Source organism: Escherichia sp. MOD1-EC5950 (assembly GCF_002965345.1).
GTDB lineage: Bacteria > Pseudomonadota > Gammaproteobacteria > Enterobacterales > Enterobacteriaceae > Escherichia > Escherichia marmotae.
In genome coordinates this window covers 60924-75358 of the sequence record NZ_PTSR01000011.1, presented here as the reverse complement: position 1 = coordinate 75358, position 14435 = coordinate 60924, and the positions used below count along the sequence as shown (strand labels likewise).

Annotated in this window: 15 protein-coding genes; 5 read left to right on the top strand and 10 right to left on the bottom strand. The window is 52.4% G+C overall.

Annotation, left to right across the window (positions count from 1 at the left end; genetic code table 11):
- The first annotated feature begins 2 nt into the window (after positions 1 to 2).
- The 4 genes from arnD to arnF are packed head-to-tail and all read left to right on the top strand — an operon-like array spanning position 3 to position 3263.
- Positions 3 to 896: a 4-deoxy-4-formamido-L-arabinose-phosphoundecaprenol deformylase gene (gene arnD / locus BEA93_RS13050; RefSeq protein WP_000598503.1), complete on the top strand. Its 894-nt coding sequence runs from the start codon at positions 3 to 5 to the stop codon at positions 894 to 896.
- Positions 893 to 2545, top strand: coding sequence for a lipid IV(A) 4-amino-4-deoxy-L-arabinosyltransferase (arnT, locus tag BEA93_RS13045; RefSeq protein WP_105224640.1), 1653 nt, complete (start codon positions 893 to 895; stop codon positions 2543 to 2545). Before arnD ends, arnT begins: the two co-directional genes overlap by 4 nt.
- On the top strand, positions 2542 to 2877 hold the full coding sequence (gene arnE / locus BEA93_RS13040) for a 4-amino-4-deoxy-L-arabinose-phosphoundecaprenol flippase subunit ArnE (RefSeq protein ID WP_000638004.1): 336 nt from the start codon (positions 2542 to 2544) through the stop codon (positions 2875 to 2877). Before arnT ends, arnE begins: the two co-directional genes overlap by 4 nt.
- Positions 2877 to 3263 (top strand): 4-amino-4-deoxy-L-arabinose-phosphoundecaprenol flippase subunit ArnF, encoded by a 387-nt coding sequence (arnF, locus tag BEA93_RS13035; protein ID WP_000523874.1) that lies wholly within the window; start codon positions 2877 to 2879, stop codon positions 3261 to 3263. Before arnE ends, arnF begins: the two co-directional genes overlap by 1 nt.
- On the opposite strand, the gene pmrD is transcribed toward arnF, so the two are convergent.
- From pmrD to BEA93_RS12990, 9 genes are all read right to left on the bottom strand, one after another.
- A complete protein-coding gene (gene pmrD, locus BEA93_RS13030) occupies positions 3257 to 3523 on the bottom strand; it encodes a signal transduction protein PmrD (protein ID WP_010376827.1) in 267 nt (88 codons plus the stop codon). The genes arnF and pmrD overlap by 7 nt on opposite strands.
- Positions 3524 to 3632: 109 nt before the next feature.
- Positions 3633 to 4988, bottom strand: coding sequence for an o-succinylbenzoate--CoA ligase (gene menE / locus BEA93_RS13025; protein WP_016248999.1), 1356 nt, complete (start codon positions 4986 to 4988; stop codon positions 3633 to 3635).
- Positions 4985 to 5947: an o-succinylbenzoate synthase gene (gene menC / locus BEA93_RS13020; RefSeq protein WP_105224639.1), complete on the bottom strand. Its 963-nt coding sequence runs from the start codon at positions 5945 to 5947 to the stop codon at positions 4985 to 4987. The genes menE and menC overlap by 4 nt, the downstream gene beginning before the upstream one ends.
- Positions 5947 to 6804 carry a 1,4-dihydroxy-2-naphthoyl-CoA synthase gene (gene menB / locus BEA93_RS13015; protein ID WP_000640000.1) on the bottom strand — a complete coding sequence of 286 codons (858 nt, stop codon included), beginning with the start codon at positions 6802 to 6804 and terminating at the stop codon, positions 5947 to 5949. Before menB ends, menC begins: the two co-directional genes overlap by 1 nt.
- Positions 6805 to 6818: 14 nt before the next feature.
- On the bottom strand, positions 6819 to 7577 hold the full coding sequence (gene menH, locus BEA93_RS13010) for a 2-succinyl-6-hydroxy-2,4-cyclohexadiene-1-carboxylate synthase (protein WP_105224638.1): 759 nt from the start codon (positions 7575 to 7577) through the stop codon (positions 6819 to 6821).
- A complete protein-coding gene (gene menD, locus BEA93_RS13005) occupies positions 7574 to 9244 on the bottom strand; it encodes a 2-succinyl-5-enolpyruvyl-6-hydroxy-3-cyclohexene-1-carboxylic-acid synthase (protein WP_000116403.1) in 1671 nt (556 codons plus the stop codon). Before menD ends, menH begins: the two co-directional genes overlap by 4 nt.
- Positions 9245 to 9332: 88 nt before the next feature.
- Entirely contained in the window at positions 9333 to 10628 is a 1296-nt protein-coding gene (gene menF / locus BEA93_RS13000) for an isochorismate synthase MenF (RefSeq protein WP_038355040.1), read from the bottom strand.
- A 78-nt stretch (positions 10629 to 10706) separates the two neighbouring features.
- The gene (gene elaB / locus BEA93_RS12995; protein ID WP_000070671.1) at positions 10707 to 11012 is read right to left on the bottom strand and encodes a stress response protein ElaB; all 306 of its coding nucleotides are present in this window, start codon (positions 11010 to 11012) and stop codon (positions 10707 to 10709) included.
- Positions 11013 to 11066: 54 nt separating this feature from the next.
- Positions 11067 to 11528, bottom strand: coding sequence for a GNAT family N-acetyltransferase (locus BEA93_RS12990; RefSeq protein WP_000568147.1), 462 nt, complete (start codon positions 11526 to 11528; stop codon positions 11067 to 11069).
- A gap of 64 nt (positions 11529 to 11592) precedes the next feature.
- Between BEA93_RS12990 and rbn the strand changes: the two genes are divergently transcribed.
- Positions 11593 to 12510 carry a ribonuclease BN gene (gene rbn / locus BEA93_RS12985; protein ID WP_000420121.1) on the top strand — a complete coding sequence of 306 codons (918 nt, stop codon included), beginning with the start codon at positions 11593 to 11595 and terminating at the stop codon, positions 12508 to 12510.
- 121 nt (positions 12511 to 12631) lie between these two features.
- Here rbn and BEA93_RS12980 read toward each other — a convergent pair whose 3' ends face one another.
- Complete coding sequence (locus BEA93_RS12980) at positions 12632 to 14395, bottom strand: vWA domain-containing protein (RefSeq protein ID WP_061090386.1); 1764 nt, start codon at positions 14393 to 14395, stop codon at positions 12632 to 12634.
- Positions 14396 to 14435: the final 40 nt, after the last annotated feature.

Here is a 14435-nt window from a genome sequence, read left to right as displayed (position 1 = left end):
TCATGATCAAAGTGGGCTTACGCATTGATGTTGATACCTTTCGCGGCACCCGCGAAGGCGTGCCGCGTCTGCTGGAAATCTTGAGTCAGCATAATATTCAGGCCAGCATTTTTTTCAGCGTCGGCCCCGACAATATGGGCCGTCATCTCTGGCGGCTGGTGAAGCCGCAGTTTTTGATGAAGATGTTGCGATCAAACGCAGCGTCGCTTTATGGCTGGGATATTCTGCTGGCAGGCACTGCATGGCCAGGAAAAGAGATTGGCCACGCCAATGCCGACATCATTCGTGAAGCGGCTAAACACCACGAAGTTGGCCTGCACGCCTGGGATCACCACGCCTGGCAAGCCCATAGCGGTAGCTGGGATCGGCAAACGATGGTGAACGATATCGCGCGTGGTCTTCACACACTGGAAGAGATTATTGGCCAACCGATAACCTGTTCCGCCGCCGCTGGCTGGCGAGCCGATCAACAGGTGATTGAGGCAAAAGAAGCGTTCCATTTGCGCTACAACAGCGATTGTCGCGGAGTAATGCCGTTTCGTCCGTTGCTCGAATCAGGAAAACCGGGTACAGCACAAATCCCGGTGACGTTACCCACCTGGGATGAAGTCATTGGCCGGGATGTGAAAGCGGAAGATTTTAACGGCTGGCTGCTCAACCGCATCCTGCGAGAGAAAGGGACGCCGGTTTATACCATTCATGCAGAAGTCGAAGGCTGCACTTATCAGCATTATTTTGTCGATCTTCTGAAACGTGCCGCCTGTGCAGGTATTACGTTTTGCCCTTTAAGCGAGTTGTTATCAGAGACTTTGCCACTCGGGCAAGTTGTCCGCGGAAGTATTGCCGGACGTGAAGGCTGGCTCGGTTGCCAACAAGCTGCGGGAACTCGTCCATGAAATCTGTTCGCTATTACGCAGCATTCTTTGCGTTTATCACTGTCTATTATCTCTTGCCGATTAATTATCGTCTGCTCTGGCAACCCGATGAAACGCGTTATGCGGAAATCAGTCGGGAAATGCTGGCCTCCGGCGACTGGATTGTGCCCCATCTGTTAGGGCTACGCTATTTCGAAAAACCCATTGCCGGATACTGGATCAACAGTATTGGGCAATGGCTGTTTGGCGCGAATAACGTTGGTGTGCGGGCAGGCGTTATCTTTGCGACCCTGTTAACCGCCGCGCTGGTGGCCTGGTTTTCTCTGCGTTTATGGCACGATAAGCGTCTGGCACTACTCGCCGCAGTGGTTTATCTCTCGCTGTTTATTGTCTACGCCATCGGCACTTATGCGGTGCTCGACCCATTCATTGCATTCTGGCTGGTGGCGGGAATGTGCAGCTTCTGGCTGGCAATGGACGCGCAAACCTGGAAAGGCAAAAGCGCGGGATTTTTACTGCTGGGGTTAACCTGCGGCATGGGGGTGATGACTAAAGGTTTTCTCGCCCTCGCCGTACCGGTATTGAGCGTGCTGCCGTGGGTAGCCATGCAAAAACGCTGGAAAGATCTCCTTATTTACGGCGGACTGGCTGTTGCCAGTTGCGTACTGACTGTTCTTCCCTGGGGGCTGGCAATAGCACAACGGGAGCCTGACTTCTGGCATTACTTTTTCTGGGTTGAACATGTTCAACGCTTTGCGATGGATGATGCCCAACATAAAGCCCCGTTCTGGTACTACTTACCTGTCATCATTGCCGGTAGCCTGCCGTGGCTGGGATTGCTCCCCGGCGCGCTGCGCGCAAGCTGGAAAAACCGTCGTCATTCCGCAACCGTCTATCTCTTGAGCTGGGCGGTGATGCCGCTGCTGTTTTTCTCTGTCGCCAAAGGTAAATTACCGACCTATATTCTCTCCTGCTTTGCGCCTCTGGCAATGCTGATGGTGCATTACGCTCTGCTGGCAGCAAAAAATAATCCTCTGGCGCTGCGGATTAATGGCTGGATTAACATCGCTTTTGGCGTCACTGGCATTATTGCCACGTTTGTTGTTTCGCCCTGGGGACCAATGGGCACGCCTGTCTGGCAGACTTTCGAAATCTATAAGGTCTTTTGTTCCTGGTCGATTTTTTCGCTGTGGGCATTTTTCGGTTGGTACACCTTAACGAATGTGGAAAAAAACTGGCCCTTTGCGGCGCTTTGTCCGTTGGGGCTGGCGTTGCTCGTGGGATTTGCGATCCCCGACAGAGTCATGGAAGGGAAACACCCGCAGTTTTTTGTTGAGATGACGCAAGAGTCACTCCAGCCGAGCCGCTATATTCTTACTGATAGCGTCGGTGTTGCCGCTGGTCTGGCATGGAGCCTGCAACGCGACGACATCATCATGTATCGCCAGACGGGTGAATTGAAATATGGTCTTAATTACCCGGATGCGAAAAGCAGATTTGTCAGCGGCGATGATTTTGCCAAATGGCTAAATCAGCATCGACAGGAGGGGATTATTACACTCGTGCTTTCGGTTGACCGCGATGAGGATATCAACCGTCTCGCCATTCCACCTGCAGATGCCGTCGATCATCAGGGGCGTCTGGTACTCATTCAGTATCGCCCCAAATGATCTGGCTGATTTTAGTCTTTGCCAGCCTGCTTAGCGTAGCCGGGCAACTCTGCCAGAAACAGGCAACTCGCTTTGTGGCGGTAAGTAAACGGCGCAAACATATTGCACTGTGGCTGACGCTGGCATTGGTGTGCCTCGGGCTGGCAATGGCACTCTGGCTACTGGTATTACAGAACGTGCCGGTAGGCATTGCCTACCCGATGTTGAGCCTGAATTTTGTCTGGGTGACGCTGGCAGCAATAAAACTGTGGCACGAACCGGTGTCTTTTCGCCACTGGTGTGGGGTGGCATTCATTATTGGCGGCATTGTGATCCTGGGGAGTACGGTGTAATGGGCCTGATGTGGGGATTATTCAGCGTCATTATTGCTTCCGCTGCACAATTAAGTCTGGGTTATGCGGCGAGTCATCTGCCGCCGATGACGCAATTATGGGATTTTATCGCAGCGCTTTTTGCTTTTGATTTCGGTGCCCGAATGCTGGTTGTCGGCCTGGTTGGTTATCTGATCTCCGTTTTTTGCTGGTATAAAGCGTTACATCAACTGGCACTCAGCAAAGCCTACGCCTTACTGAGTGTAAGTTATGTACTGGTATGGATTGCATCAATGATACTTCCCGGCTGGGAAGGAACTTTTTCGCTGAAGGCTATGCTGGGCGTAGCCTGTATTATGTGCGGATTAACGCTGATTTTCATGCCGATTGCAAAACAACGTTACTGATGTTTTTCACCAGATTTACACTGTCGTTCCCACTCATCAGGACTATAACTGCTTGCCGAGAGGACTTTCACCGTGTGCTGCTTTTCCCGGTTAATGCAATAAAGCGCATCCTGTAGAGGAGAAAGCAGGTCACCTGATTTAACGCTAAAGTCAGTTTGCACTTCAGCAATCATTCTTATCGTGCCGCCAGCATCACAAAGCTTCAGTATGTGTCTGTTATCTTGCTTATTACTGCACGATTTTTTGACCAGCCATTCCATTGCACCATCCTGTTTAATAAGAATTTTCACATTAATTTACAGATTAACAGATAAACTCTTTATCAACGGCAATGGAATAGCGGAAATGAGAGATGAAACTAATGATTTTTTAATCCTGACGTTGCACCCACTCTTTTAGCACCTGACGTGAAATTTTAATGCCGCCGTTTTTCAACTCTGGCGGCAGCATAAGCCAACGCACTGGTTGCTGAAAACGCGCCAGCTTGTCTTTCACCCATTCGCTAAGATCAACACTTTGCTGGTCATACTCCACAACGGCTACCGGTCGATGACCAAACTCCTTGTCTGCAACGGGAACGATAAATACCTGCAAAACCGCCGGATGCGCAGCAATAACCCGCTCCACCTCTTCAGGCTGAATACCTTCGCCGCCGCTAAAGAACAGGTTGTCTAAGCGCCCGACAATAGTCAGCTTGCCATTATGCAGCTCACCACGATCGCGGGTAGCGTACCAGCCTTCGTCATTGACCAGCGGCACCAGTTGTCCGTTCCGCCAGTAACCCTCCGCCATGCTGGCAGCCCGTAGCCATACTTCATCCTTGACGATTTTGACTTCCCGCCCCGGCAACGGAAAACCGACATCAGCCAGACCGTCGGCTTCTTTCGCACACACCGTAGAGGCGAACTCTGTCAGGCCATAGCCGCAAAAGCAACGAATGCCCTGCCCGCGTGCCTGCTCCGTCAGTTCGACCGGAATTGCCGCGCCGCCAAGCAACACCGCTTTCAGGGAAACCGAACTGCGATTTACCAGCAATCGCCAGAGCTGCGTCGGCACCAGCGAGGCGTGAGTACAGCCTGCCAGCATTTGTTCCAGCGGTTGTTTGTCGCGTACCGTCATCCGCGCGCCAGCGTATAACCAGCGCCACAAAATCCCCTGACCGGAAACATGAAACAGCGGCAAAGAGAGCAACCAGTCATCGTGCTCACCAAAGGGGATCAGCGATAACACACCTTGCGCACTGGCAAGGTGTGCCTGGCAGGTATGGACAGCGGCTTTCGGCAAACCGGTGGAACCAGAAGTTAAGGTCATGGAGCACAAACGCTGCGGCTGCCACGAGGCAACGTATGCGCCTTCTCCTACCTGAATTTGCAGCGAAGTTAACGCCGGAAACGTGTTTTCTCCTTCCGGCACCAACGCGAATTGCAGAGTAAGATTGGGCAACAATTCCTCAAGCAACGGTTGCGGAAGCTGTGGGTTTACGGGCAGAACTCGCGCCCCACATTGTAGTAGCGCCAGCCAGACGAGCAGCGTTTGCGGTGTATTCCATGCCCGCAACATCACCCCGCTGCCTGCAACCACACCCTGCGCCACAAAACCCGAAGCCAACTCATCGACGCGACTACAAAGCTCGCGCCAGTTGAGTTGCTCGTTATTGAGACGCAAGGCAATGGCTTCTCCCCGCACTTGCCGCCAGTGACGCCACGGCCAGTCAGAGAAGATCATAGCAGCCGCTCCAGTGCATCCACTTCCACTAACGGCAGCGGGCTACCCGGCCAGCGACGAACCTGCTGCGCCTGCATCAGATCCAGCGTATCCAGCCCCGGAATAGTGTCGGGCGTTAACCAGGCGGCAACCCGCGCCAGTTGCGTTAAACCTAAACTCGACTCGATGGAAGAACTGATCACCGCCGTCAGCCCCAGCGCGTGGGCTGCCTGCACCTGTTCACGCACTTTCTCCAGGCTACCGGTTAGCGTGGGCTTGATAACCACAGCCCGAACCCCTTCTTCTGTCACAAAGGCAAAATCCGCCTCACGCAGACTTTCATCCCAGGCAATAGCGATGCCGGTTTCACGGGCAAACGCGCGCGAATCATCACGGGTTTTGCACGGTTCTTCAAGGAAGGCGATGCGGTCGCGGTAATCAGGGTTGACGTATTTCGCAAACTGCTGACCCTTCAGCGGCGTCCAGGCGCGATTTGCGTCAAGACGCAAATGCAGATCCGGAACCGCTTCCAGCAACAGATTCACCACCATGCCGTCGCGCACCGCTTCGTACAATCCCACTTTGACCTTCGCCACTTTCTCACCAGGCATATCGGCAAGTTTGAGGATCAGGTCGTCGGGATCGCCATTACACAGCGGCGCTGCACGGTAATTGGCTGCCTGCGGCAACGCATCAGTAAGCTCCGCCAGCGCACAGCTCACACCAAAGGCGACGGAAGGCATCTGCGGTAGCTCGCAATCACCTGCCAGCCAGTTATTTACCCAGGAAAGCAGCACGCTCTGCGCTTCTTCCCAGGTTTCCTGACTGAAACCCGGCAGTGGGGAGATCTCTCCCCACCCTTCACGCTCGCCCTCACGCAGGCAAACATACAGCCCGTCGCGGGTTTTTAACCGCCTGTCGCGCAGAACCACCCCCGCGTCCATGGGGATCTGCCAGCGGTATACCTGCGCGCTACGCATTACGGATTCCGTTTGAATTTGCTGAAATCAGGCTGACGTTTCTGGTTGAAAGCGTTACGACCTTCCTGACCTTCTTCCGTCATGTAGAACAGCATGGTGGCGTTACCTGCCAGCTCCTGCAGCCCCGCCTGACCATCACAGTCAGCATTCAGCGCGGCTTTCAGGCAGCGCAGTGCCATTGGGCTGTTTTGCAGCATTTCGCGACACCAGCGGACGGTTTCTTTTTCCAGATCCGCCAGCGGTACAACGGTGTTCACAAGGCCCATATCCAGCGCCTGTTTGGCGTCGTACTGACGGCACAGGAACCAGATTTCACGCGCTTTTTTCTGCCCGACAATGCGAGCCATATAAGAAGCGCCCCAGCCACCGTCGAAGGAACCAACTTTCGGACCAGTCTGACCGAAAATAGCGTTTTCAGCCGCAATGGTCAGGTCGCACATCATATGTAGAACATGACCGCCGCCGATGGAGTAACCTGCAACCATCGCGACAACTGGTTTCGGACAGGTACGGATCTGACGCTGGAAGTCCAGCACGTTCAGGTGATGTACGCCGGAGTCATCTTTATAGCCGCCGTAGTCGCCGCGCACTTTCTGATCGCCGCCAGAGCAGAATGCTTTATCGCCTGCGCCAGTCAGAATAATTACGCCGATGTTATCGTCATAACGCGCATCCGCCAGCGCCTGGATCATCTCTTTTACCGTCAGAGGACGGAAGGCATTGCGCACCTGCGGACGATTAATGGTGATTTTTGCGATACCGTCGGTGGATTTTTCATAACGAATGTCCTCGAAACCTTCGGAACAGTCGTGCCATTCAACCGGTGCGTAAAGCATTGCTTCATCAGGATAAATCATATTGTGTCCTTTAGTCAGAAACGCAAGATCTGCGCCAGACTTGCGATTACGCCAGCGGGATTTTCCCGGTGCGCGTTATGTCCGGCGCGAGGAATGACATGGCAGTCGGCAGCCAGTTCCGCTGCCAGAGCGCGGAATTTGCTGTCACGTTCACCACATAAATAATAAAACGTAAATGTGCGGGTGCTAAGGTTAGCACGTAAATCAGGCTGGACGGCGAGAGAAGTAGCCTCCAGCATGGCGGCAAGAGTTACACCGTTATTGTTGCTGCGCAGTGCCACCAGCTCCCGGCGTTGCTCATCGTTGAGCGAGGCAAAAACAGGCTGTTGATACCAGTCGGTAAATACCGCGGTTAACGGTTCTGAGCGAAAACGCTGCGCCCAGCGGTGATCGGAAAGCTGACGTTCTGCACGTTGTTCAGCACTTTGCAGCCCTGGATGCCCGCCTTCGACAATCACCCCACCAATCCCCGGCATCCCCTGACAAGCCGCCATCATCGCCACGCGTCCACCGAGGGAGTATCCCACCAGCCAGTAATTTAGTATGTTGTAACTAACAAGAGTGTTATGCAGCACATCGGTGACATCAGCAAAACCATCAACGCTGATAGCCATTGAACCGCCGTGTCCGGGGAGATCCACATACAATCGCGAGTAGTCCGTAAACGCCTCGCCCACTTCCTGCCATTCGCGGCAATCTCCGGAAAAACCGTGCAGAAAAACCAGCCAGGGTAAACCTGGCTTGCCGTGTTTTGCCTGCGCATGCAGGATCATAAATGGCTTACCTGCGCCAGCAACTGCTGGAGTGTTTGCGCACCATCAGTATCGTTAACGACCATTTCAATCACGGTGGTGGTCGGGGTGCGCCATGCGCCAGCCAGAGCCGATTCAAACTCATCCCAGTTTTGCGGGCGATGATATTTCAGTTCGAACATGGCGGCAGCGTGCTCAAAATGAACGTTCTGTGGCATTAAATAAAAACGCTCACGCTCGCTTTTTGGTGTGGGAAGTAGCGAGAAGATTTGCCCGCCGTTATTGTTCACCACAATTAATACCAGCGGCGCGGAAACCTGGCGCAACAAGGCCAGCGCGTTCAGGTCGTAAAGCGCCGAGAGATCGCCAACAATCGCCAGTGTCGGTTTACCGCTCGCCCGCTGAACGCCAGCGGCGGTCGAGATCAGACCGTCAATACCGCTGGCTCCACGATTGCTGTAAACCGGGTAACCTGCCGGAAGTTGCGAGAGTGCGTCGATCAAACGCACCACCAGGCTGTTACCGACAAACAGTTGCCCCTGTTCCGGTAGGTATTCGCTGATGCGGTGCGCCAGTTGTGCTTCGCCAAATGCATCGCGACGGGTAACAACTGCCTGCATCGCCTGTTCAGCCAGACGCGGGATCTCCACGCACCAGGGCTGACGTTTTTCAGCCGGATGCAACTCCAGCCAGTCAGTAATATTGGCAATCAGCCGACGTCCACGGTGATGCGCCGGGTCGAGTCGCCCTTCGATGTTATCAACAATCCAGTATTCTTCCGGTTCACAATTCGCCTGCCATTGCAGTAACCGTTTTCCGGTCAGGCTACTACCCACCTGGATCACAATCTGCGCCTGCTGTAACTCGCCAATCGCTTTAGCATTACCTAACCACAAGTCGGCACACGGCAGCGGTTGCCCGGTTTGCGACAGCACGTCGCCAATCAGCGGCCAGCCAAGAGTTTGCGCCCACTGGGCAACTTTTTTGCCCTCTTCCGCACTCATGCGCCCCGCAACCACCACGCCGCGCTTTTGCCGCCAGAAGAACCAGTCGCGCTGTTTTTCGCTCTCCAGCCGAGGGGCTTCACGCAGCCACGGTTTATCATCCTGCCACCAGTCGCCCAGGCGTTGTTGCCACGCCAGCCCCGTGTCGTCCATCTCGCCATACAGCGGTTCGGCAAACGGGCAGTTGATATGGACTCCCCCCGTATGCAGCGTACCTAAAGCGTGATCGATGGTGGAAACCAGCCAACGCGCAGGAATATCCTGGGTCGGGCGTGGTAGTGAAATGCTATGCGTGGGATGAGAAGCGAACATACCCGGCTGGCGAATCGCCTGATTCGCACCGCAATCAATCAGTTCCGGAGGACGATCGGCGGTTAACAGGATCAGTTTTTCTCCAGTTAACCCAGCCTCAATCAGCGCCGGATAGAGATTCGCTACCGCCGTGCCGGAGGTCACAATCACCGCCACCGGCTGTTTGCTGACCTTCGCCAGCCCCAGCGCCAGATGTCCCAGCCCACGCTCATCAAAATGGGTGTGATGAATGAATGCGGAATTTTCCGCTGCCGCCAGAGTTAATGGCGTAGAACGAGAGCCAGGGGCAATGCAGACGTGTCTGACGCCGTGACGTGTTAATGCTTCCAGAATGACCGCCGCCCAGCGTCGGTTAAATGCGCTTACTGACATGAGTTTGTCCGGTATCAATATTGCGGCTAAGTATAGAGAGCTACAAAATTAGATTATTGATATGAATCGATAATGATGCGACTCATTACTATTCCATTTGTAATAAAGTCCGCAGTCCTGCCGCTTTGTTGTCGATTTCCTGCCACTCTTGCTCGGGATCTGAGCCACGGACAATACCTGCTCCGGCATACAGACGCACTACATTGTCACTGATTTTTGCCGAGCGCAGGGAAACGCAGAATTCACTTTGTTGTAGAGAAAGATAACCCGCAGAGCCAGCGTACCATTCACGGGTAAACGGTTCGTGTTGCGCGATAAACTGCCGCGCCAGATCGCGCGGTAAGCCTGCTACGGCTGCCGTTGGCTGCAACTGATGCAAGCAAACCTCGTCATCTGCTTTATTGAGTGAAGTCCAGATGCAGCGACGCAGATGTTGTACTTTTCGCAGACGAAGTACCTGCGGCGGCAAAACATCCAGTGTCTGGGTATCAGACTGTAATCGCTGGCAGATATCTTCCACCACCAGCATGTTTTCACGTTGGTTTTTATCATCCGCCATCAGCCACTCGGCCAACCGCTGCGCCTGTTTATCGTCGGGGTCATTTGCCACCGTTCCGGCAAGGGCTTCAGTGCGCAGCGCTTTGTCACGCCGCCGCCATAGTCGCTCAGGCGTTGAGCCGAGAAATGCGCTTTCGCCATCAAAGCCCATGTAGAAATGGTAACAGTTAAGATTCAGTCGACGGCTGGCAGCCATCATTGCCGCCGCATTGACCGGACTTGCAAAATGCAGATCTGTCGCCCGCGCCAGTACGACTTTATCCAGCTCACCTTCCGCAATGGTGTCGGTCGCCAGTTTAATTAACCGCGTCCAGCCCGATTTGTCTGGCCAGTGGTTTTCTTGTGGAGTGGTTAAATGCAACGCGGGCAACGGTTTGGTATTCGCCAGTGTAGTAATGAATTCTTTTGCCTGATTTGCGTCATTCTGAAGGGACGTTTCGCTGAAAAGGGTCAGGCGAAAGCTCGCTTTTCCCGCACAGCGCCGCCATTCCAGACGCGGCAAAAGTAAATGACCTTGTGACGGGTCAAACGCATTCAGCCCCCAAATGCGTAAGTCGGGATGTTCCGGGTACTGACGAAGAAAACGTTGTGCCTGGTCCAACGACGTAAAGCTGGCAATCGCGCCCAGCACCGCGGCCTCTTCATCACCATTACGTTGTTGCCAGTAGAATTGCGGATACGTTTGCTGACTGGCCAACCAGCTTAAAGCATCAAAAGCGTCATTAAGGGGGAAAGGAACATCGAAAACCCGAATGCCGGGTGTCGCCGGAATCTCTTGCGACAAATGGCGCAGTAGATTTCCCAGCGCCGTAGTAAGTGATTGCACGCGGACCTCTCCCTGTTAAAAGCCTCACATTATACGGGGTACTGCACAAAAAATGCAGTACCCCAGTGTAGGGAGGTTTTAACGGCGTGCCAGCAACAGTCCTAATACCAGTCCAACGGCCGCGCCCACGCCAATCCCCTGCCAGGGTTTTTCATGGACGTAGTCATCGGCACGATATACCGCCTGCTTCGCCCGATAGTAATAGCTGTCGGAAGCCTGACTTACCCTTTTTTTCACATCATCCAGCGCCTTTTCTGCCCGCGCCTTTAGCTCAACATATTTTTGATCGGCGGGATCGCCAGAGGAGCGTAGCACCTCTTCCAGTGTTTCACTCAGTAACGTCAGGTCGTCATCGATACGTGTATCACTAAATTGATTAGACATTCTCGTTCTCCATTTACGTAAAACCTGCCACTAACTATAGACAACTGTTATCAATCACGCCTGATTAACCTCGCGCGCCATCCCGATATGCGGAATACCATCTTCCTCATAAATATCGGTCACTGGGATGAAACCAAATTGCTCATAAAAGTTTTGTAAGTGCGCCTGCGCCCCCAGATAAATCGCCTTGTCCGGCCAGTGGCGCGTACATGATTCCAGCGCCTTGCTCATCAATTGCTGACCGATTTTTTCGCCGCGTAAGGCTTCGCTGACAATCACCCGACCAATCACCACCGGTTCGAGATCATCATCACTTTTCAGGATCCTCGCATACGCCACCAGTGTCCCGTGATGCCAGCCGAGAAGATGGCGATTTTCTCCTACCAGATCATCACCGTCGATATCCTGATAAGGGCAGTTTTGCTCCACCACAAATACCGCGCAGCGTAGTTGTAATAAGGCATAAAGCTGAGAAACAGATAAATCAGAATGATGCAGATCTTGCCAGTCGATCATGGAAGGCTCCTTTGTGCTGTTTGCTTTATACTAGCTGGAATATTTTCAGCAGCGTGATGAACTCATGGAATTAATTTTTTTAGGTACTTCAGCGGGGGTTCCGACCCGAACACGGAATGTCACGGCAATATTGCTTAATCTGCAACATCCAACGCGAGCCGGGCTTTGGTTATTTGACTGCGGTGAAGGTACACAACACCAGATGTTGCACACAGCATTTAACCCCGGAAAACTGGACAGGATTTTTATAAGCCATTTACATGGCGATCATCTTTTTGGCTTGCCCGGGTTGCTATGCAGTCGTTCCATGTCAGGCATTGTGCAACCCTTAACCATTTATGGTCCGCAAGGTATCCGTGAATTTGTTGAGACAGCGTTACGCATTAGTGGCTCGTGGACTGATTATCCACTGGAGATTATTGAAATTAGCGCAGGCGAAATTCTTGATGATGGCTTGCGTAAAGTGACAGCTTATCCGATGGAACATCCGCTGGAATGTTACGGCTATCGTATTGAGGAACATGATAAACCTGGCGCGCTGAACGCCCGGGCGTTAAAAGATGCCGGTGTACAACCCGGTCCGTTGTTTCAGGATTTGAAAAAAGGCAAAACAGTCACGCTGGAAGACGGTCGGCAGATTAACGGCGCTGATTATTTAGACGCGCCTACACCGGGTAAATCAATCGCCATTTTCGGTGATACCGGCCCTTGCGATGCCGCAATCGACCTTGCTAAAGGTGTCGACATAATGGTTCACGAAGCGACGCTGGATATGGCGATGGAGGCCAAAGCCAACAGTCGCGGCCACAGCTCCACACGCCAGGCGGCGGCACTGGCCCGTGAAGCTGGTGTCGGTAAACTAATCATTACCCATGTTAGTTCGCGCTATGATGATAAAGGCTGTCAGCACTTGTTACACGAATGTCGGTCGATTTTCCCGGCAACCGAACTGGCGAGCGATTTCGCGGTGTTTAGTATTTAAGTCGAAAGCGGTGGTTAGTTGGCAGATTAATTTAATGATGCCAACGCACTTATTTGACGTATTTTTCATCTGTTTGCCGAATACGCTTGATGTCGATATCCGGCAAACAGATTTATCATTTTTAGTTTTGTGAATTGTCCAGACCTTCCGCCAGCCCAATCAGGCGAATAAATTCCGCTCTGTAGCCTTGTTGATCCGGTCCTTTCGCTTGCCGCGCCCACTGTTCGATCTGCTGCCAGGATGTATTATTCAGGTATTCAGAACCGCGCAATTTTTGCCCAAACGCAGCGACTGCTGCGCGAAAACGCATATCTTCTGAAGGTGCGTTTATTGTGGGTGCCAACGGGAATTCAACTAACTGACTTTCTTTTCCCTGCGGGTATTTCCAACGAATCTTTAACCAGGCCAGTTCTTTCGCTTTATCTGATTTCGCTGATTTGTTATCCGGGGCATAGCGTAACTTATCAATTGATGCTTTTTGCCCATTCAGCGTTAATTCGAATAACAACGTTATATGTTTACCTGCGCCAATATCCCCCGCATCAACGTTGTCGTTATTAAAATCCTCCGCCCGAAGTTGGCGCTTTTCATAACCAATCTGACGGTATTCCGTTACCCACGCGGGGTTAAACTCTATTTGCGCTTTGACATCTTTTGCTACGGTAATCAACGTCTGCCGCATTTCACTGTTCAACACTTTCTGCGCTTCAGAGAGAGTATCAATGTAGCTGTAGTTGCCGTTACCAACATCGGCAATTCGCACCATCATTGCCTCGTTGTAATTGTCATCCCCCACGCCAAGCGTCGAAAGAGTAACACCGGACTCCCGCTGTTTTTTGACCATTGATTCAATCGATTTTGGATCGTCAATACCAACGTTAAAGTCACCGTCAGTGGCCAATAAAATGCGATTGATGCCGCCCTTAATAAACCCCTTCGCCGCCTGCTGATAAGCCAGTTCCAGCCCGGCACCGCCATTGGTACTGCCTTCCGCATCCAGCGAATCAATCGCGGCATTAATTTCTGACTTGTGATTCCCTGAGGTAGAAGGCAACGCAATACGGGAGTCGCCAGCGTAGGTTACGATGGCAATGTTATCCTGCTCACGAAGTTCTTTGACCAATAATTTCAACGAAGACTGAATAAGTGGCAAACGTTCACTAGAAATCATTGAACCAGAAGTGTCGATAAGAAAGACCAGATTAGAAGCTGGTAACTCTTCACTTTTGCGATCTTTCGCCAGGATATCAACTTTCAGCAATGTTCGCTGCTCATTCCAGGGCGCAGATGCCAGTTCATAGCGCATAGCGAAAGGTATTGGCTTAGTGGCGGGAACAGGCTCTTTATTATTGCTTTTATCATTAATAACCCAGTCTGACGGAAAATAATTGACCATCTCCTCCACCCGCACAGAGTCTGGCGGAGGTAACAGCCCTTGATTGAGGAAACGCCGTACATTTGCATAGCTGCCGGTGTCGACGTCAAGGCTAAACGTCGCCAACGGGTTTTGCGCTACCTGCTTAACCGGATTATCATCGAACTGCTGGTAGCGAGCTGTTCCTGGATTTGCGATACGTGTAGCTTTTGCTTTAGCCGCTCTTTCAAATGTTGGCGCTTCCTGCAATCGCCCCTGCAAAGCCTGTTTGTCTGAGGATTGTTGCGCTTCATGCTGGGCTAAGGTTTTTGCTTTCGCATCTGCAGCGGCTTTAGCGGCGGCGGCTCTTTGCTCCGCCACTTTTGTTGCCGCTTGTTGCGCGGCAAGTACTTGCTGGTCTGTGGGTGTAGTAGATTGTTGTTGCTGACTTTCCTTATCATCAGATTCCTGCCCACATCCTGACAAAATCAAACTACTAATAAGCAACATGATTATATTTTTATTTCGCATATAAAATCCTTTTAAATAAACTCAGCTACCAGACATAAAA